This window comes from Desulforamulus aeronauticus DSM 10349 (assembly GCF_900142375.1).
Classification (GTDB): domain Bacteria; phylum Bacillota; class Desulfotomaculia; order Desulfotomaculales; family Desulfotomaculaceae; genus Desulfotomaculum; species Desulfotomaculum aeronauticum.
The window spans coordinates 84,518-103,522 of the sequence record NZ_FRAR01000011.1 but is presented as its reverse complement, the minus strand read 5'-3'; the positions used below and the strand labels follow the sequence as shown (position 1 = coordinate 103,522).

The 19,005-nt window shown below is 46.2% G+C and carries 19 protein-coding genes, 1 pseudogene and 1 riboswitch; of the genes and pseudogenes, 2 read left to right on the top strand and 18 right to left on the bottom strand.

Going from position 1 to position 19,005, the window contains the following annotated elements; all coding sequences use genetic code 11:
* The first annotated feature begins 82 nt into the window (after positions 1-82).
* The gene (locus BUA78_RS07540; RefSeq protein WP_238456756.1) at positions 83-1,396 is read left to right on the top strand and encodes an alanine/glycine:cation symporter family protein; all 1,314 of its coding nucleotides are present in this window, start codon (positions 83-85) and stop codon (positions 1,394-1,396) included.
* A 115-nt stretch (positions 1,397-1,511) separates the two neighbouring features.
* Here the strand turns inward: BUA78_RS07540 and BUA78_RS07535 are convergent, their stop codons facing one another.
* From BUA78_RS07535 to BUA78_RS20820, 18 genes and pseudogenes are all read right to left on the bottom strand, one after another.
* Positions 1,512-1,958 (bottom strand): DMT family transporter, encoded by a 447-nt coding sequence (locus BUA78_RS07535; RefSeq protein WP_072912710.1) that lies wholly within the window; start codon positions 1,956-1,958, stop codon positions 1,512-1,514.
* A 162-nt stretch (positions 1,959-2,120) separates the two neighbouring features.
* Positions 2,121-2,369, bottom strand: a complete 249-nt coding sequence (locus BUA78_RS07530; RefSeq protein ID WP_072912707.1) for a heavy-metal-associated domain-containing protein — start codon at positions 2,367-2,369, stop codon at positions 2,121-2,123.
* Positions 2,370-2,513: 144 nt separating this feature from the next.
* A complete protein-coding gene (locus tag BUA78_RS07525; protein ID WP_072912704.1) occupies positions 2,514-3,611 on the bottom strand; it encodes a S8 family peptidase in 1,098 nt (365 codons plus the stop codon).
* A 28-nt stretch (positions 3,612-3,639) separates the two neighbouring features.
* Positions 3,640-4,194, bottom strand: coding sequence for a hypothetical protein (locus tag BUA78_RS07520; protein ID WP_072912701.1), 555 nt, complete (start codon positions 4,192-4,194; stop codon positions 3,640-3,642).
* A 119-nt stretch (positions 4,195-4,313) separates the two neighbouring features.
* A complete protein-coding gene (locus BUA78_RS07515; protein WP_072912698.1) occupies positions 4,314-4,511 on the bottom strand; it encodes a hypothetical protein in 198 nt (65 codons plus the stop codon).
* A gap of 338 nt (positions 4,512-4,849) precedes the next feature.
* A pseudogene (locus BUA78_RS07510) lies at positions 4,850-5,152 on the bottom strand (YbaB/EbfC family nucleoid-associated protein); the annotation flags it as partial.
* A 13-nt stretch (positions 5,153-5,165) separates the two neighbouring features.
* Positions 5,166-5,468 (bottom strand): YbaB/EbfC family nucleoid-associated protein, encoded by a 303-nt coding sequence (locus BUA78_RS07505; RefSeq protein ID WP_072912692.1) that lies wholly within the window; start codon positions 5,466-5,468, stop codon positions 5,166-5,168.
* 15 nt (positions 5,469-5,483) lie between these two features.
* Positions 5,484-6,194, bottom strand: coding sequence for a hypothetical protein (locus BUA78_RS07500; RefSeq protein WP_084082344.1), 711 nt, complete (start codon positions 6,192-6,194; stop codon positions 5,484-5,486).
* Between the two features lie 352 nt (positions 6,195-6,546).
* Positions 6,547-7,680, bottom strand: coding sequence for a hypothetical protein (locus BUA78_RS07495; RefSeq protein ID WP_072912690.1), 1,134 nt, complete (start codon positions 7,678-7,680; stop codon positions 6,547-6,549).
* Positions 7,681-7,709: 29 nt separating this feature from the next.
* Entirely contained in the window at positions 7,710-9,323 is a 1,614-nt protein-coding gene (locus tag BUA78_RS07490; RefSeq protein ID WP_072912687.1) for a DUF3794 and LysM peptidoglycan-binding domain-containing protein, read from the bottom strand.
* 178 nt (positions 9,324-9,501) lie between these two features.
* The gene (locus BUA78_RS07485; RefSeq protein ID WP_072912867.1) at positions 9,502-10,473 is read right to left on the bottom strand and encodes a CAP domain-containing protein; all 972 of its coding nucleotides are present in this window, start codon (positions 10,471-10,473) and stop codon (positions 9,502-9,504) included.
* Positions 10,474-10,479: 6 nt separating this feature from the next.
* Positions 10,480-10,723, bottom strand: a riboswitch (cyclic di-AMP (ydaO/yuaA leader).
* A gap of 194 nt (positions 10,724-10,917) precedes the next feature.
* Positions 10,918-11,925: a chymotrypsin family serine protease gene (locus tag BUA78_RS07480; protein ID WP_072912684.1), complete on the bottom strand. Its 1,008-nt coding sequence runs from the start codon at positions 11,923-11,925 to the stop codon at positions 10,918-10,920.
* 69 nt (positions 11,926-11,994) lie between these two features.
* Positions 11,995-12,918 carry a sporulation peptidase YabG gene (gene yabG / locus BUA78_RS07475; protein ID WP_072912681.1) on the bottom strand — a complete coding sequence of 308 codons (924 nt, stop codon included), beginning with the start codon at positions 12,916-12,918 and terminating at the stop codon, positions 11,995-11,997.
* A 205-nt stretch (positions 12,919-13,123) separates the two neighbouring features.
* Positions 13,124-13,594, bottom strand: a complete 471-nt coding sequence (locus BUA78_RS07470) for a ribonuclease H-like YkuK family protein (RefSeq protein WP_072912678.1) — start codon at positions 13,592-13,594, stop codon at positions 13,124-13,126.
* Between the two features lie 72 nt (positions 13,595-13,666).
* On the bottom strand, positions 13,667-14,551 hold the full coding sequence (gene rsmA, locus BUA78_RS07465) for a 16S rRNA (adenine(1518)-N(6)/adenine(1519)-N(6))-dimethyltransferase RsmA (RefSeq protein WP_072912675.1): 885 nt from the start codon (positions 14,549-14,551) through the stop codon (positions 13,667-13,669).
* 131 nt (positions 14,552-14,682) lie between these two features.
* Positions 14,683-15,321, bottom strand: coding sequence for an MtnX-like HAD-IB family phosphatase (locus BUA78_RS07460; RefSeq protein WP_072912865.1), 639 nt, complete (start codon positions 15,319-15,321; stop codon positions 14,683-14,685).
* A gap of 366 nt (positions 15,322-15,687) precedes the next feature.
* Positions 15,688-16,626: a 3D domain-containing protein gene (locus tag BUA78_RS20825; RefSeq protein ID WP_072912672.1), complete on the bottom strand. Its 939-nt coding sequence runs from the start codon at positions 16,624-16,626 to the stop codon at positions 15,688-15,690.
* Positions 16,627-16,803: 177 nt separating this feature from the next.
* Positions 16,804-17,529 (bottom strand): 3D domain-containing protein, encoded by a 726-nt coding sequence (locus tag BUA78_RS20820; RefSeq protein WP_274377379.1) that lies wholly within the window; start codon positions 17,527-17,529, stop codon positions 16,804-16,806.
* Positions 17,530-17,970: 441 nt separating this feature from the next.
* Between BUA78_RS20820 and BUA78_RS07445 the strand changes: the two genes are divergently transcribed.
* Positions 17,971-18,996: a hypothetical protein gene (locus BUA78_RS07445; protein ID WP_072912668.1), complete on the top strand. Its 1,026-nt coding sequence runs from the start codon at positions 17,971-17,973 to the stop codon at positions 18,994-18,996.
* Positions 18,997-19,005 lie beyond the last annotated feature (9 nt).

The window sequence follows — 19,005 nt, the reverse complement described above, 5'->3', positions numbered from 1 at the left end:
CATTTTTATTAAGGTAGGTGGACTTATTTTGGATTTTTCTGCTCTTGTCTCAAAAGTCAACGATTTTGTCTGGGGTCCTTATATGCTAGTTTTCCTTGTAGGAACTGGTGTATTTTTAACCCTACGCCTGGGGTTCCTTCCCATAAGGACCCTGCCCTATGCCTTGAAGTTGGCATTCTCCCCCAATAAGCAGGACAAATCATCAGAAGGGGATATTTCGCACTTCCACGCCCTCATGACTGCACTGGCTGCTACCATTGGTACCGGTAACATTGCTGGGGTAGCTACAGCCGTGTTTACTGGGGGCCCCGGTGCAGTGTTCTGGATGTGGATTACCGCCATATTTGGTATGGCTACCAAATATGGTGAGGCTATCCTAGCGGTAAAATATCGCGTAGTTGATGAAAAAGGTGAAATGTCCGGCGGTCCCATGTATTACATTGAACGGGGCCTCAAATTAAAATGGCTGGCTTGGGCCTTTGCTTTCTTTGGTGCCTTTGCTTCCTTCGGTATCGGCAACATGACCCAAACCAACTCTGTGGCTCTCGCTATGGAAGGTACCTTTGGCATCAGTCCTATTATTACAGGCATCATCTTAGCCATTTTAACCGGTGCGGTTATTTTAGGTGGTATCAAAAGCATCGGTCGAGTAACTGGTCTTGTTGTACCCTTTATGGCCATCTTTTATGTTTTAGGCGGGCTGGCCATTATTCTGATGAATCTAGATAAACTTGGACCTGCTTTAGAATTAATCCTTACCGACGCCTTCTCCGGGCAGGCAGTTGCTGGCGGTGCCCTGGGTACCGTAATTCGTTACGGTGTGGCCCGCGGTGTATTTTCTAACGAAGCCGGTTTAGGTTCTGCTCCTATTGCAGCCGCCGCTGCCAAAACAGATCACCCTGGACGTCAGGCATTGGTCTCCATGACGGGTACTTTCCTGGACACCATTGTGGTTTGCTCCATTACTGGTATTGTGCTGGCCATGGCTGGTCTGTATACCGGTGAAGTCTCTGGTGCTGCTCTTACCATTGCCTCTTTTGAAGCATTTTTACCTGGAGCAGGTAAATACATTGTCAGTATTGGACTTATTTTCTTTGCTTACTCCACCGTTCTTGGTTGGTCTTACTACGGCGAAAAGTGCTTTCAATACATCTTTAGCCGCAAGGCCGTTGTTTACTACCGTTCCGCTTTTGTGATTGTCGCTTTCTGTGGCTGTATCATGAAACTAGACCTAGTTTGGAACATCTCCGATACCTTAAACGGAGCCATGGCTATTCCCAACTTAATTGGTCTGCTGTGTCTCTCCGGTGTGATTGTAGCCGAAACCAAAGATTTTATGGCTCTTCGCCGCCGTGAAGTAGACGCTGAGCGTGCGGGCAAGAGTATTGGTGCATAATTCTAAGCATATAGCAAACACCCCTGTGGTTATCAAACCGCAGGGGTTTATTTTCGATTGTCTTTAAACTTTCATCAAGTTCAAAGCAGAAATAAAAACTATTTATTGGCTAACATTACTTTTTCAGCAACAAAAACGCCCCTCCGGCCATCAGGAAGGTGCCTGCTACGTGGTACCAGCTAAAGGGAATTCTTTCTACACCAAAAAGCCCGAAATGATCAACGGCTGCGGCAGTGAGAGTTTGTCCCAGAATGATGGCCGTGGTGGCCGGGGCTACACCCACGACGGGAATACTCCGGGCCACCATATAAATAATTAAGACACTAAGGACACCTCCCAGGTAGGTATACCAGGGGGCACTGATCCATTTCCCCAAATCGCAGGCCCCCAGGTGGCAAATAAAAACCAAAATTCCCACCACCACTGTGCCCACAGCATGAACAATAAAGGTGGTCTCCCACAATCCCACTACCTTACCCAACGCAGAATTCAGGGTTCCCTGCAGAGCCATAGTAAGGCCAGATGTGGCGGCAATAATGAGTGCTAGCATTTTTCCGTCCATCGCTACCTCCCGTTAGAAAAACTTGGTGTAAACCTTCGTTTTTCTCTATCCTGATAATAACTGTAAGGTTAGTATTATTTTCTAATGAAGCCAAATTCAGCTGGCATATATGTCGTATATTTCTGATGGTGTGTGAAAAAGCAGGCCCTTGGCCTGCTTCCATTATTGTGGCAGTATATCGTGTCCCAGTGACCTGAGGGTCCCTCGCAAATAATCTGGATGAATCGCCCCGGGATCAAAATCTATAGTGACTGTTCCTTGTTCCAGATTAACCAATACACTATCTACCCCGTCAATTTGAGAGACATAAGTCTCAATTTCTTGCTTCTGGTGCCGACCATCCTCCTGCAAGCCACCAAGCTTAAAGGTTTTCGTTTCATTCTGATGGTCTTGGATCTTTGGCCCGGTCAAACTTTTCACCTCCTAATGTTCTGTCCTATTCTTTACCAGATAGCGGGCCATTATACACCAACAATCAACCCCCGCCGGATATCAAGCTTCCGACCGGGGTCGATATCTACCATCCTTGTTCACTTTATATGTCCCCCGGGAAGATTATAATGAAAGATCTACCCTTGCAATTCCTGCTCCAGTCCCTTTCTCAGCCAGAAATTTGGGTCTCCTGGCTCCGGAAATAAGTCTCCGGCGCAGTCTATGAATATCTTCCTTCGGGTATTTTGCCTTTAGTAAGGCAACAGCACCAGAAATATGGGCAGTGGCCATGGAACTGCCACTTTGTCTAACAAAGCTACCCCAGCGGTAAGTAGAGAGAATATTGCTCCCTGGTGCCAATAAATCTACCTCTGGGCCACTGCTGCTATAACTAGCCAACCTTCCTCGCTGATCTACTGCAGCCACACTGATAGTCTGGTCAAACACAGCGGGATAATCCACCGTATCAGGGCCGCCATCATTACCCGCAGCTGCCACAATCAACAAGCCACGGTTGTGGGCCACCCGAACGGCCTCTTCCAAAGCACGGCTGTATTTATCCGTACCGAAGCTCATATTGACCACATGAATACCGTTTCGTAGACACCAATCAATGGCATTAATGGCACCCTGCACCGTACCTTCGCCCCATTTATCCAGAACCTTCACAGCAAATAGTTCTGCTTCCGGGGCCACTCCAATGATACCTGTACCCGTGTCCGAAGCGGCAATAATGCCGGCAACATGAGTACCGTGACCGTTATCATCCGCAAAGGAGGCACCTGGGTTAACAAAATTTACTCCACCCTTAAGATTATCCCCTAGGTTGGGGTGGTTTCCATCAATTCCACTGTCGATAACCGCAACTCTTACTCCCTGACCTTTGGTTTCCTGCCAACACAAATGTGAACCAATATACTGCACACCCCAGGGTATGATTTGCTCATACTTAGACCATAAATTTTTAAACTTAACCGGTGCCCAAGGAACCAGACTTATTTTAAAGTTTTCTTCCACCGCCTTAACCCCACCGGTGGAAAGTATCTCCTCATCGGAAATACTTGATGGCAAGGTACAAATTACACCATTAATCCCTGGCAGGGTTTGGGGTTTTTGTGCCCTCATCCATTTTACTAAACCAGCATGATGCCGAGTCAGTTCACCACGCTGAAAAGGATCTTTAAAAAGAATAATTCTTACTCTTTTTTCTTTATCGACCATAGCCTCATCCCCTCTGGTCGATGCCGCATTAATCTGCTATATCTTCGGGTTTACTGGTCTTGCTCTGGCTCGACTTACTGCTGGAATCGCTTTGTTCTGAGGCAACACCCAGGAATCCCTGCAGTAGGGCTCCAACGGGGGCTAAAACACTGGCTAAATCAATTTCTTTATTGTTGGATCTGGTTAAATTTTGCCGATCAGGTTGTTTTACGGTGGTAGAAATGGTGTCAAACATAGCTCCTAGGCTGCCAGCAATAATATCCATCACTTTACCGGTAACCTTTACCCCTTTAATGATTTTTCGCAGGGTTTGCTCTACAGCAACATCATCATCTCTGGTAGGTACAGTTTCCTCAGATACCCTCTCCATGATTTTACTTAAGCGGTCAAGTTTTTCGTTTAATTGCTGTTCAGACTGACGCTGCAGTTCTATTCGAGCAAGGACATCTACCAGTTTATCCATATTCCCCAGCACACCGGAAACCTGGTCCATTTCACTGCCCCTCTGGAAATGGATGTTTTCCATTCTGGAGACCAGCTGCTCGAGGTTGCTAGCGAGCCGGCTGCTGGATTTTTCACTCACGGTAATCAACTCCTTCCCTCAACTGCCCCTTACTGCCCTCGCAGTTCAAATATCCTGGTGGAAAGGGCTACACAAGGGTGTAGCCCTTTCCCATAATGGATACAAAACTTTGTTGGTGGCTAGCACCAGCAGAAGCAGGCGCAGAAGATGGCTAGAACCAGGAACAGATACAGACCAAGCAGGTGGACCGGCAGAATGCCACAAAATACGAGTGCAACACCGATGATGAATAGAGCAAGTAACAGACAGCAACAAATGCCTACATTACCACCGCCTCCAAAACATTTTTCCTTAATGCCTTCTAATACGTTGGACATCGGAATTCCTCCTTATGATTAAATCTGTGAACGATATCCCGGGACCGTTCTTACATTAAATTATGAGAAAGGGATACGTTGTGTTACAACGTTTTAAGACAAATTTTGCATGACTCCTGAAAACATAATTAAAAAACGCTTAAAAAGAAAAATATAGCATTTATGTAATTGTTACCACTCGCAAGATTAGGTGCTGTGCACCATGAAGCGCTAATGTGTCGTAAGGGGTTGCGGCTGTTTGCCCTTATGCGTGTCGGGAAGTTTTATACTTTCCGACATGCCAAAAAAGGGAAGTGGCGCAAAAAAGTACTTTTGCACCACTCCCCACAAACTATTATTTAAAATATTCCCGGAAGGTTGGAAAGATTTAGACCGGTGGTTTTGCTCACGACTTCCTTGGTTTTATCTTTACTTTCAGACTGAGCTTGATTGTAGGCCTCTACCACCAGTGAGCCTACCTCAGCGGGTTCCACAGAATGAATGCGCTCGGGGTCAAAATGAACTGACACTATATTTTGCTGGCCATTAACAAAAACTTTGACTAACCCGTTACCGGCACTCCCTTCCACCGCAAGATCTTTTAAAGTTTGCTGTAATCCCTGTAATTGGCCAAATATTTTGGTCATATTGCCTAGCAATTCTGTTCGCCTCCCTTTAACCGTTAAACATGTTCATAAAATTATTAACATTGATGCCTGTCATTTTGGCTACCTGTTCCTGAACTTTAGCTTTACTCTCCTGCTGGGCTAGTTTAATCCCTGCCAATACAGCATCTTCTAAATTTTCCAGATCACCCTGAAGTAACTCCGGGGCAATGGTAACCGCTACCATATTTTGTGCACCATTCATAGTCACCGTAACCGCACCTTCAGCCACAGCCACTTGGACCTCTACCTCTTTAAGGGATTCTTGCATATTTTGTACCTGGGATATCATGCCACCCAAATTTTCGAACAAAGTGAGTCACCCTCCTTAAAACGACGATGTTGGTGAGCCAAAGCGGGAATCCCATTTTAACATCCCGCGTGGGCCTGGGGCAGCTTCCTTTTTAGAACTTTCTCGCGTTTGTTTACTTTTCTCCTCCGGTGGAGCCACGGTCTTTTCTTCTTTCCCTGGAGTTTCTCGGTGCCGCTGGTTTTCGGGCGATCGCTTAGGCCCTAGCAGGTTGGCCAACATGGCCATTAGTGCTGCGGGATTGGCACCACCACCACCAGCATTACCCATCATACTAAGGGCGGTCATCAAAGCGGGGTCTAGACCCGATTTGTTCTCTGGCGGTGCTTCGGAGCTACGGTTTGGTGGTCTTAGCATACTGGCCAATGCTGCAATCATGGATGGGTCGATTCCTCCCTGGCTGCTCGGTGTTGGCGTCCCCTGGTCGTTAACTGGCCCTGTTCCAGATACTCCCCCCAACATATCGGCTAACTTTGTTGCCATATCCTCGGTTCCCCGTACTTTTTGTTTTTCTGGCAACATTTTATTGAGGCAGTTCACAATACCCAGCAGATTCATTAAAGCTAACATGATCATCGTACTGTTTTGGTCGGCACCCTGTTGAGCCTGGAAATATAAGAGTTTGAACATAGCCTCATCTAGCCCTTGGGACAAAGTCTCAGAGGGCGTACTAGACGGTTGTGATGCGGCTTGTTCCCTAGGACTCATTTCCTCCCGATGTTCTTCCAAATTGCTCCCCTCCTTTTATTTTTAGAAAAACTTGGCTGACGCCAAGTCCTTGATGCAGGCGGAAGCCTTAGCTTTTCTTATACTTTCTTCAATAGAGTTTTTATACTTCCAGAAAGTGTTAGAAAAACTTGTCTTCCGCCAAGCTTTTGCAGAACCCCACCCCAGGGCGAAAGCTTGGTTTACCCTATGCCTATCGGAAAGTACTTTACCTTCGATAGGCTAAAAAAGCTACCACTATAATATATGTGAAGTAAATCCATAAGTGACCGAAGCTGCAGCCTGGATTGAACGGTATAAATAGGGAAGCCGTCCAGAGTTTGGACGGCTTTGTAAAATAAAGGTGGATTATTTATTACGTGGCACTTTTAACAGTTAACGTGGCATCATCGATTAGCACAAAAGCGGTATTCCCCGTTTCAGGAATAAATACAATCTCTACCACTCCAGAGGTAGTTCCTTCGGGAACAGGGTTAGAAGTAAAGCAAACTTGAGACCAGGCATTGGTAATTTGAGTAGCACTACGTCTTTCTGTTTTCACAGAATTAATGGTTTGACCACTTGCATCCAGGAAGCGAATCCTAGCTTCAACGTTATAATTTTCCATCACACCAATTTGGCCGTTAACGTTATCCCGTACCCAGAAGCAAAATTCATAAACAAGACCTGGGCGCAGGGTTGCCGCAGGAATGCTTTGGAAAATAGATGCCTGTTCTCCTGCACTAACGCTACAAGGGGTTCCCGTACCCCCAGGATTTTGCAATTGGCCACCCAGACCAACGGAATAGCCACCGTTTCTACCGGGTTGCCCTGCTGCTGCGTTAGACTGACCCCAACCTTCACTCAAAGTGCAACCGGTAAAGGTTTCAAAGCTTGTGTTGGATAATACTTGGGTGCCAATTAAGCCACCGTTTGGAATACATGTTTGAATGAAGATTTGCTGATCTTCGGTAATCTTCAGGGTAAAGCTAACGGTAGCTACCTGCTGAATCCGGGTAGCCCGGGGCAAATGGAAACTTACTTCAATATCCACATTTTTAAACTCAAAGTCCACATTACCCGAGTTTTCGACGAAGATATCTTGATCAGGCTTAATATTGCAAGTGAAAGGAATATCTTCGCCCATGTGTCTTACCTCATCATTACGATTAACAAAGTAAATTTGCTTGTGAATATTGCCGTGAATATTAACACTTCTTAATTGTCTGACCCCACAAGGTTCAGGATCGTAGGCATGGAAAGTTGCCTTGGTGCTGGTGCAAGGCGGCCTATAATGCGGGTTGCTAGGGCTGATCAGACCGCTCCATACAGGATCAGCTTCTAAGTCCTCGACTTTAACATCGATATGATCCACTTTCTTAGCCTGTTCATCCAGGCAGGTGACGTTATCCACTGTAATGGAATCTACAATATCGGCAATTACAATGGGCAACTTAACCAATACACATCCACCAAATGGTAATGCAACGCTTTCGTTACCGTTAGGCATTGTTGTACCTCCTTATAAATAATTTATAATTAACCCTTGGCTTCACAAGGAATCTTGATGGTCTGGCCCACAGTAAGCAGGTTGGCGTTTTGAATTTCTGGGTTAATAGCCATAATGGCCGACACGGTAGTGCCATAACGTTGGGCCAATTTACTTAGGGTATCTCCCTTAACGATCGTATAATTAAAGATGGTTCCCGGCACACAGGCTTCGGGAGCCGTCGTGGGCGGTGCTGTGGTAGGTCTGGGAGTAAAGCCCACCACAACGGGCTGCTCCATCAACTCGGTAACTCTAGCGCAAACATTAAGGACCGCTTCTATCACTAGCTCGCAGTGTTCATTTAGCTTAGCGTTAGCCCATTCAACTTCTACATCAATGTCTGCATGGTCATCCGGGCGGGCACCGGGAACATCAATAAAGGTTTTAAAGGGCACCTTCCGGTGAATCATATGCATCGACTGGTCCTTGTTCATAGCGGTATAGAGAATTTCAAATTCAATTTCACCCTTCATCAAAACCTTATCTTTGATGACATCGATGTCCTTGATGATAACATCACTAGCGATAACTTCCTTAACCTTGTCAATGTCCGGTTTCTGGGACGGCGGCTCCTTGGCATCCTTCACTATAACTTGCTTGCATTCCTGAGCCACCAGATCTTCAATTTGCAGGTTGACAGTCTCAACATCGGCACCTTCAATATCGGTAATGACCTCTACTGAACGCTCTTCCAGCACTCTTACTTTTAACTGGATTACGATGGTAGGTTCCATCTTGCAATCGCGTCCAACATCTACTTCACAGGACTCTACGATGGCATCTACGTCCACTTCCATACCTTGTTCAGCGCCCCTGACTTCCACAAAATCATTAAATTTGAGGGTGTGGTCAAAGGTATGAACAGATTGGTCATCTTTCAAGGCGGTATAGGCGCACTCCATTTCCACTTCACCTTCAATGATGACCTTGTTCTTAAGGAGCTTGGTGTGCTTAATTTCTACATCACATATGCACTTTCTGCATTTTTCAATACCCGGGAACTCTTTTCTCAGTTCAAAGGCCTCATCAACCAAGACTTGCTTAGAAGCGCTGCCCACCACTTGCTTTAAGTTTAATTTTTCAGTTTCACATTGGAATCCCTGAGGACATTCCGTGAGAGCGTTTACTTCACGATCCTCGGTAACCCTGGCAGTTACCTGAACAACCGCAGCAACATCCCAATCACATCTGGGATTTCTGGTCAGGCTCACATCCTCCACAACAAAGTCAAGCTCTACATCCATCCCTGGGCGGGCACCTTCCACCTCAATGAAATCAGTGAAATCAAGTTTGTCATGGAAGGTATGCACGGACTGGTCTTTCTTAAAGGCACTATACATTACTTCCACGCGGAGGGTTGCTTCAAAAATTACTTTGTTGGGAATAACGTTAATTTTCTTTAGTTTTACGATGGAGTCGATGGATAAAATTTCTTCAGGCTCTGGTTTGGCTGTGGGCACAGAGATAATGCCGCGTACGATGGTCTGTTCTGTATTTTCACCGACTACCTGTGGCACTCTGATTGTTTCAGTTTCCAGGGCTGCGGTTGTGGTAGAACTGTTATCCTGCCGAAATTTTGGCTTGGGCCTTTTTCTCATGGCCATCGATCATTGCCTCCTTTCAAAATATCTCCTTAATATATATATTGGATTGTCTGGAGAAATGTGCTGAAAATGTGGTCAATCCTTAAGAAAAAGCAAAAAAACAGGAGGAAATTTTTCCCCCTGTTTCTTTTATTCGGAAATTGCCTTGGTACAAGTACTATAATTTGTCCAAAATTTCTTACCTACGGGCAAATTCTTGCACCCAAATATACCCATTACCATTGTAACTCTGATAAACTCCCACACCAATCTCCGTGTAGTTGGTGTTTAAAATATTGGCTCTATGACCAGGACTATTCATCCAATCCTGCACTACCTGAGCCGCAGTCCGCTGACCCATGGCAATGTTCTCACCAGCAGCCCGATAACTGATGCCATATTTACGCATCATATCAAAGGGAGAACCGTAATTGGGAGAAGTATGAGAAAAGTATTTGCTATTATACATATCCTCGGCCTTTAATTGCGCCACAGAAGTAAGGTCTTGTTTGGCCTCTAAGGGTTTCAAACCAGCTTTCGCTCGCTCAACATTCACTAAATCTACCACCTGCTGCTGCATAGCATTCAAGGAAGCAGGTTGCTCTGGTTTGGGCTGCTCCGGTTTAGGTTGTTCTGGTTTAGGTTGTTCTGGTTTAGGTTGTTCTGGCTGCTGAGGTTTTTGTGGTTGCTGGGGTTGAGTGGGCTTTTGAGTTTGGGGCTTAGTACCCAGCAATTGTAAACAAGTCTTTCCTTTAGAAGTTTCTGCAACCACTAAACCAATGGTGTTGTATTTGCTGTTTAAAACCGTTTGACTGCCATAATACTTAATCTGACTTTGGGCAATCGTGGTAGCATTATTACCACTTATGATGGCTTGACCCATGGAAGTATAGCCACCGTTTTTAGCAATCTGTAGCAAGGTGCTACTGCTGGGGCTTTTACAAGTTTGCTGGTAAACATCTAAATTGTTGGCTGCCTGCACAGATAATTTGGCATCATAGGTCAAGGGCGCCATTCCGGCTTTGCTTCTGGCTGCATTGATCAAGGACACGATCTCTTGATCATCGCCTGCTGCAGCCAGGGCAGGCTGGGAACCGGCAAAGGGAACCACTACAGATAATAGGAACAGGGTAGCCAGGAACACATAAGCTTTCTTAAGTCTTACTTGCATTTGCATTTCTCCTCTCCTTTTGCCTCCGGAGTTAGCTGTCGGGTTCGGGCAAGGAAATCCCTACCCCTTACCTTACGAAAACCAGTGCTTGTAACCTAAGCACTGAAAAACAAGGGTTATACCATTACTTTCAAGTCCAAGTATTTGGTTGAACTGAAAACTCCTCAACACCCTCGATCGTTGTATAAGGGGATTCACCCCCAAAATCGGTTCCTCCGTACCCTCATTAGGGACTCGGCATGTTGGGCTTTTTGTAAGCCTGTCCTAAATATACAAAAAAATGGGTTTTTAGACAAAAGCCGTAACCCTTGCTATTTTTTAAAATGTTTAACTGATTCAGGTGATAATAGTATTTTATGGTTTAATGCTTAGTTTTCGTTAGCTATACCAGTCATTGGTAAAAAATAACCCCGAGATAAAGATCTCAGGGTTGCTACTATCATTTTATAAATCAACCTCCAATTTGTCCAGCACTGTTTGGATATGGTTAAAAATTGTTACCTTATCGGAACCAGCAAAGAGTAAGCCAACAGCACGGTTTCCTTCCGTGAGTACCAGAGAACCACTGTCACCGCCCTGGGACTTCATATCGGTAACCACTTGATCACTAAAATAAGCGGAATTATCATCATCCAATTTTACTTCCATAGTTGCTCCTACAGCCGAAACAACACCTTTGGTAAAACCCGTGGTGCGGCCACTCTTAAATACCGTCATGCCAGGCCTAGCTTTCGTTTTTCCCTGAACCTTGCCGACACCAATAATTTCATCGCTAATAATATCTCGACTCACCGGGCGAGCCACTGCACAATCCACCACGTTGCTGCCGCCCCCCCTTTTAAAGAACCTTAGTTCATAGTTAGGGCGGATGGTATGCACTATCATATTGGCTAGACGGGCGGCCGTGTTGGCTACCGGACAGGTAGCCGGTGCCTCTCCCTTTTGGATCGGAATGAACCGTACCAGAGTGGCAACGCGATCTTTTTTAGTACCACCGTCATATTCTCCCGGTTGTAAAATGGGATCGCCAATGACAGATCTACCGTCCTTGCCGCTGGTGGCATTTGCCAAAATGTGGTTATTGGATAAAATGAGCGGCTCGCCAGTAGCTCGATCTTTAACCACAGCCCCAAAGGTTCCCGCACTTACTTTGTAATGACCAATGCTAAGGCCCGGTTGGGCCGGTCTAACTAATTTGGTTCGGGCCTCCTCCAGCATGCGAACCTCTCCGATTTCAACAACATCGGTTTCTACACCATTAATTTTAAAGGGCACTAGGTGTTCCCGGGTTAGGTTAGCCGAAGCTTCTTTTTTAGTAACAAAAACGATAATCGCCGGTTGCTCAGTCCGCTGCAGGGCAACCTGTTTGTAGCCAACACCGACACCCACCACATTTTTTCTGCCAAGGATTCGCCACTTGGCCTTCTCTAGTGTTCGCAATAAGTTATCCATAAAGGAAATCCCTCCCTAAAAAATCCTAGACCATCATATGCTGTATTTTTTGGAAGGGACACTACCGTGCTAATATTCTGTTCTAGGAACGCCTAGTCGGTGCTTACCCCTGGTTTCCACACCACCGATACCGTCAAACCCCGTAATGGTACTGGAAATAATATCTCGGATGGCGATGGGATCGTGGATGGATGTATACGCAATTTTTTCTACCACAAAAACTGGGTCATAGGCATGGATTAATACTCTTTTCGGAGAACTGGCGAAGTTAGCACCGGCACTTAGAATCGCTTCATAGCAGGACTGGCAGGCACCGGCAAAAATCACCAGATCGTCACGGCTTTTTTCAAAAGTGCGAGCCACCCGCACCGCTTCCATATAGTAAATGGTATTGTGATAATTCTTGACGTTGCTTAGGTCCTTGGCGCCCTTGACTAAACCATCATGCCCGGTTAGTACAAGAATATCTGGGTAGTGTTTTTCCAGCAGCATTCTAACCTTTTTAGGTTGTTCTTCCTCATCAACGGCATAGCCAAAGGCAGGAATGTTAAGATTACGATAGGTCGTCATGCAGAGATCCAGATAATCTTTATCTCCATCTAGGTGAAGTACCGAACCGGGCACATCAAAACCCTCAACATCAGAATCCTTGGTTTTTTCTTTTGCCTCCTCGCCCCCGCCACGACCCAACATACAGTAGCCATCGGTACACCTTTTCAGTCTTTGATGTCTTTCTTCCACACGTCTTCTCATAACCCGATCCATAATCTCGGCATTTTTCTTCAAAGTCGTGGTCCAGTACTGAGCCACTTCCCTCACATCAATTTTTTCCAGGTCATCCACTAACGAACTGGCAAATAATCGTATATCCAAACCTTTAAGGGCTGCATATTCCTTACCGTCTTCACCACTATAAATACTGGTGACCTTAAAGAATAAATCCCGGCCGTAGGATTTACGGACACAAATGTCACCCACCTGTATTTTAGGCACAATTTTACCCCCCTTTCATATTTGCTTCATCTTATGAAGCAGGGGGGGATTTCTGTGAATCGTCTGCCAAAAGAGCTACCCCAATATAAAAAAGCCCCGGTTTGACGGAGCTTTTGCGGGGGTTCAGCACACTTCGGGTACTGGATCATCCCACCTATACTATCACTATATGGTAGTTCTTGATGAGTGTTACTGAAAAATAATTTTACTTGGTATGGCGGTCGGCCACACTGGAAGCAGCAAAGGAATCCGGCTTAATTTTAGCCTCAAAACCACTGCCAGTAACCATCCCCACCACTTCCCGAATTAGCTCTTTCGTCTCCCCCTGCTGGCCCACATCAATGTGAATTTCCACCTGGGTCTCTGCTATGCCACCCCGAGAAAAATAAGTCGTTATTTTATCCCCCAGTTCCAGGCTGAGACTTGTTTCGAGAAATATTTTTTGCCGCAGACTCTTAATTTTTCTTTGTATTTCCTTACGATAATAATAGCGGGCACCTTTGCCCAACCGATGAACAATAACCGCGGTAACAAAACAAGTCTCGCGGCGCACTTGGGAATCTGTACCCACAACCAGCCGATAGGAGGAGCAGGGGAGCCCCTTGATATAAGCCAAGATGTCTTCCAGCATCTCTTCAAAACTCATTTTCCCTCGGGAAGGGCTAATAAAATCCATTTAACTGCCTCCGCGTGCAAAGGGTTATTCCTCTTGGAAATAGGGTAAGTCACTAGCCCTCACTGGATCACTCTATGGCAGCTTGGCTTGCATAAAAGTATTGGCAAGGGTGGCAAATTCTTCGAGGGAAAGTGTCTCTCCCCGTCTGCCGGGATCTATATTTGCTTCGGCCAAAACTTTTTGCCAGATTTCTTTACTCGCCAGGCCAGAGCCGGTAAGGGAATTGAGTAGTGTTTTACGCCGCTGACCAAAGGCCGCCCGAACCACCCGAAAAAATCCTTCTTCACTGGTAACTTGTACCGGGGGCTCGGATCTCCGGGTTAGTCGAATAACAGCGGACTCTACATCCGGGGCGGGGTAAAAAACAGTTTTGGGTACTTTCAATACAATCTCTGGTATGGTGTAGTACTGCACCGCGATACTCAAGCTGCCATATTCTTTAGTGCCTGGTAAAGCCTGTAAACGTTCGGCCACTTCCCTTTGCATCATGACAACCAAGACATCCAGATGAAAACCCTGGGTGATTAGATGCATTAAAATAGGGGTGGTAATATAGTAAGGCAAATTGGCCACCAATTTGTAACCTTTACCCTGAGGCCCAAACGTACCCTCTGTCCGTTCCTCAGCCAGCCGATCAAAGTCCATTTTTAGAGCATCTCCGTGCACCACTTCGGCGTTGGGATAATCAGCCAAGGTTTCTGCTAAAATGGGCAGCAGGTGGTTATCCAATTCCACCGCAATGACCTTGCCGGCATCTTTGGCCAGCCGGCGGGTTAACACTCCCAGACCCGGGCCGATTTCAAAGACTAAATCCTGTTCGGTTAGATTGGCTTGCTGAACAATCCTTTCAATAATATTGGCATCCAGCAAAAAATTCTGGCCCAGGGATTTTCGCACATGGAAGCCATGGGTACGTATAATTTCCCTAACCATGGTGGGTGAAGTTAGTTCTCGCAAAAGATGTTTCGATCCTTCCTAATTATATTTTATAATCGTATTATACCCCTTATGTCTATTTACCTGCCAACTATATTTGTTATCCAATATAAAAAGGCACCCGCTACGGTGCCTCAAACCAACCGTGGATTTTACCCCTTAGTTACTGTCTCCCACCACAGGAGTACCTCTTGAAAGCTTTGAAAATCACGGTACGGGATTTGCTGGGCCCGACAATACTGTGCCAACTTTCCTCGGGCAAAAATGGTGTCACAGCCAGCCGCGGCACAAAAATCCGAGGTACCATCCCCCAAATAGACTCTATGCACCCCTGGCTTTGCCAGCTGTTTAATAAGGCTGGTTTTGCAGGTACCACAGCGACCACATTCCTTAGCAAAGTGCGGGAAAGACACTGTATAATGGTCATCATAATGCAACTCATTGGCATAATAAGGCACCTGCAGACACTCCCTTGCCAGCACGCCTTGGATAATCTGAGCATAACCATCGCTAACTATATACACCGGATACCCCTGCTCTTGGGTCATGGCAAGAAAGCTTTTAAAATGAGGGTCAATTGCCGCTTCCCTCACCACCTGATGGATAGCCTCCGGCGTCAATCTCATTTCTGCCAAGCAATTCGTGATACATTCCCTCGTCGATATTTCTTTGTTCTCCCACTGTTCGTTTATCCCCCATAGCCTCGAGTTACCGTAACGCATGAGTAACATATCACAGGTATCCTCCAAGGTAATGGTCCCGTCAAAGTCCACGAAAAAAGCATACTGCATAGACATTCCTCCAGCTTCCCAGGTCTCAAGCTTACCACTGTAGAGATCCTTTCCCTTCACAGCGGTTACTACCATAGCAGGTCCAGCGTTCCTAAACAGCAGCTCCATTGTCGCCAAGTAATAATAGGCATACCCCGTGCCGCCGTAATTATGTCAATAAACAAAAAAGCATGCTTCCCCATACTCTTTAGGAAAACACACCTAGTAGTGCTACGAGATTATTCCCTTTCGCCGGTATTATCCAGATCAGGTTTTGAGGGCCGGGCTTTAACCTTTCTCAGCTTTCGCTCCCTGTGGCCAATTATGAAGTTACTAGTAGTTATACCTTACTTTCCGTAATAACACAATACCTTCTTTTTACTCCTACTACGATTTATCTAACACATATACTTTCGTGCTTTTTACTCCCCAATGCCGGGCTTGGTTTTCTGTGGGGTAGAATAAGTCAATGCGATTGCCCTTAATGGCTCCCCCGGTATCAAGAGCTGTGGCACTGCCATAGCCCTCCACAAATAACTGACTGCCCAAGGGGATCACCCGCGGATCCACCGCTGCCACTCCCAGGGCGGGAATGGTTCCGCTGGCGGTGTTATTGCCTGTGTAGGTATAGGCTGTGGCAACCATCTCTAAAGCGCGGGAAAATCTGATATCCTGGCCGCCTCGGCTGACGGTACTGAGAGTACCGTATTGAATGAGTCCATTTACGGGCTCCTGGACCACTTCTCTGGCAATGCAACTTCGGGATACCTCCACCTCATCTTCCAAGCGTATTTGCCAGGTTTCTCGTAGCACCCCTTCTTTACCGCTTTTTATTTTACGAGTAAAACCATGGGGAAGTTCCGGGTTGGCCAGTCGCTCTGTAACGAAGGGAAGGGGTATCTCTTTCTTTTCCAATCTCACATCTACCCTGGTCACTTTAATCGGCATATCCTTTTCTAATAGGACCGTCAGGGCAGGTGTTACTGTATCCTTCTGCTGCAGTACAATACCCTGTTGCGTTAAGACATCCTGAACGGTTTTACCGGTGGTCTCTACTGTACTGGTTTTACCTCCCACCGTTAAAGTAACCTGCACTTGCCCTTTAATGAGTTGGTTTACCCAAACCTCAGCTTGAGTCGCAGCCTGGGGCAGGTTCATCCCCTGTGACCACCAGGCATAAAAGATTACTACAGCTACCATCAGCAGCAGGACCAAAATACCTAGCAATCCGGCTAATGTCGCCTTTTTCCCAGACCGCCTTGTCTGCACACGGGCCACTGTGGTTGGGTGGGTTTTCGTAGGCCACTCTATTGTACACCAGTTCATCTATGAGCACCTCCTTGGGGGTTTTCGTTGACTAGCAACTCTTTAGCTTTTAACTTTCATAATTCCTTATTCTTCCAAGGACAGTGACTGACCTTCTCAAAAATTCATACAAATTCCCTGCTGCAACAACAGACGACGGCAAAAAAATTGCCGTCGTCGAAAGAACAATAATGCTCATTATTCGATAATTTGGACTTTGACCGTCCGTCTACCCCAGTTTATAGCCTTCTGATGAGTATCAAAGAAAACGTCGATTCGATTCCCTTTTATGCCGCCTCCAGTATCTGCAGCAATGGCTATTCCATAGTTTTCGACATAAAGTTTTGTTCCTAAAGGAATAACCTGCGGGTCTACAGCCGCCACTCCCTCATGGGGATAAATACCCGTAGCCGTGCGATGACCGGTATGCGTATAGGCCGTGGAAACAGCTTGCATCACCCTGCCGCCCCCGCTAACCTCACTATGGTTACCGAGAATAGCCCCGTAACTCAAGGGCCGGAGCTTGCCGCGGGATACCGGTAAATCCGGTCCATAGGCAATAATCTTAGGCTGTGGTTCAGTAAGGATTTCCTTTCTCAAGATCTCCCGTTTTACCTCCCGACCATCTTCAAAGGTGGACTGAATATATTGACGCAGCAAACCACACTGTCCCTGTTGCTGCACCCTTTGTTCTCCAGGAAGTAAAGTACGCTCCGGTTTTCTAATCACTTGGTACTCCAGTATGCTCTCCCGCATAATCTCTCTGGTTTCTACCCGGACCACCTTAATATGTTGACCATTAAGCAGCTTTTCCTGAACAGCTGGCTCCACAATATCGGCTCTTCTTAAAGTTACCTCGGCCTTTGCCAGTGCATCAGCCACCGTGCCATGCAAACACAGCACCGGTATTTTCTGTCCGTCCACTAGGATTACTGCTTGCTTTGCCCAGCATACACAGTAACCAATAAACATAACAGATACTAAAAGTACCCCTAAGAGGAGCCGACAAACCTTATCATTCCACCACATATCATTTTTGCTTGCTATAACGATTCCCTCCTTGAATGATTTAGCACAATTACCCTGCATCCAATATATTCAACTAGAAGGAAAAAGATGCCAAATATTTTAGAAAAACTAAGCCTCCGCCCAATCTAAAGACTTGGCGGAGGCTAATTTACCCTTCTGCAAATCAGAAGTTTTTATACTTTCTGCTTTGTAGAAGAGACACTGTAGTAAAATATTCCTTTTTATAACCCTCTTGGGACTTGCTTTATTTTAACAAACTTAGAATATACTATACCACCGGTCATGCCGGCCTGCATACCGAGCTTGACCACTAACTAATAAAGGAGGTATTGTCATATGCCCAACGGCACTGTCTGCACCCTAGTAAAACTGCCGGTAGTAGTGGGCGAGCAAGTGGCTACCATTACCGTTGACAATGTCACTTGCCTGGATGAACAAGCCAAAAAAGTAGATCACATCGATGTGTCGGTTCGGGATCTAGAGGCCGAGCCGGTGTATACCGCTCCATCTACCAATCACGGGGGGTGCTTCAGCCCCAAAGCAACGGTGCATTTCGGCGATCCAGAATGCAAACATAACGAAAGAGAAATTAAAACAATTAATGTTAGCGGCACGATTCATAAACAAATCTACTATGTGGATCGTGAGGACAATGTTCGCCACATGGGGGAAGACATTGATTTTTTTACAGACATCAAGCTGAATAACCCTGTCATCGTCCGAAACCGGCAGAACGTCGAAATTGATTTTCGCAACGTGGATATTAACGTTTCCTTTGATCTCAGACGCCACACTAAAATTCATCAGGTGGCCGATGTTTCCTTCACCTTAAAAATTGTTGAACAAATGCAATTGTATGTAAATACTTTCCCTGAAGGGTGCCTGCCAACCGCCACTGCGGGTATTGAGGATGTGTCCTTTGAGGATTGGACCGGCAATGTACCCACTGGCTGGAATGGCACCAACGTGGCTCCCTACCCCCAAGGCAGAACCGGCCAGGCCGCTATGCTGGGTGCTTGCCCCACCCTAGGTGCCGACTTATTCCGTAGAATAGAGCCGGTAGTAGCCGAAGCTAACCACACCTTTTCCTTCTGGGCCCGTTCCTTGGAAGTGGTGGGCGATCCCTGCGGCTATACCCTAACCGCCCAGATTCAATATTTGGATGCCCAGGGCAACACCCTCAGTACAGCCCAGCAGGTCTTTACTTCTCAGCAAATTAATCTAAACGCTTTCCAGCAATTCACTGTATCCGGTCCCTCACCGGCCGGAACAGTGGCTGCCAATATCAGTTTTATCTTTACACCCGAAACCTGGAACACCTGTGCAGCCCTGATTGACGATGTGTCCTTCGGACAGACATAAAAAAGAGGA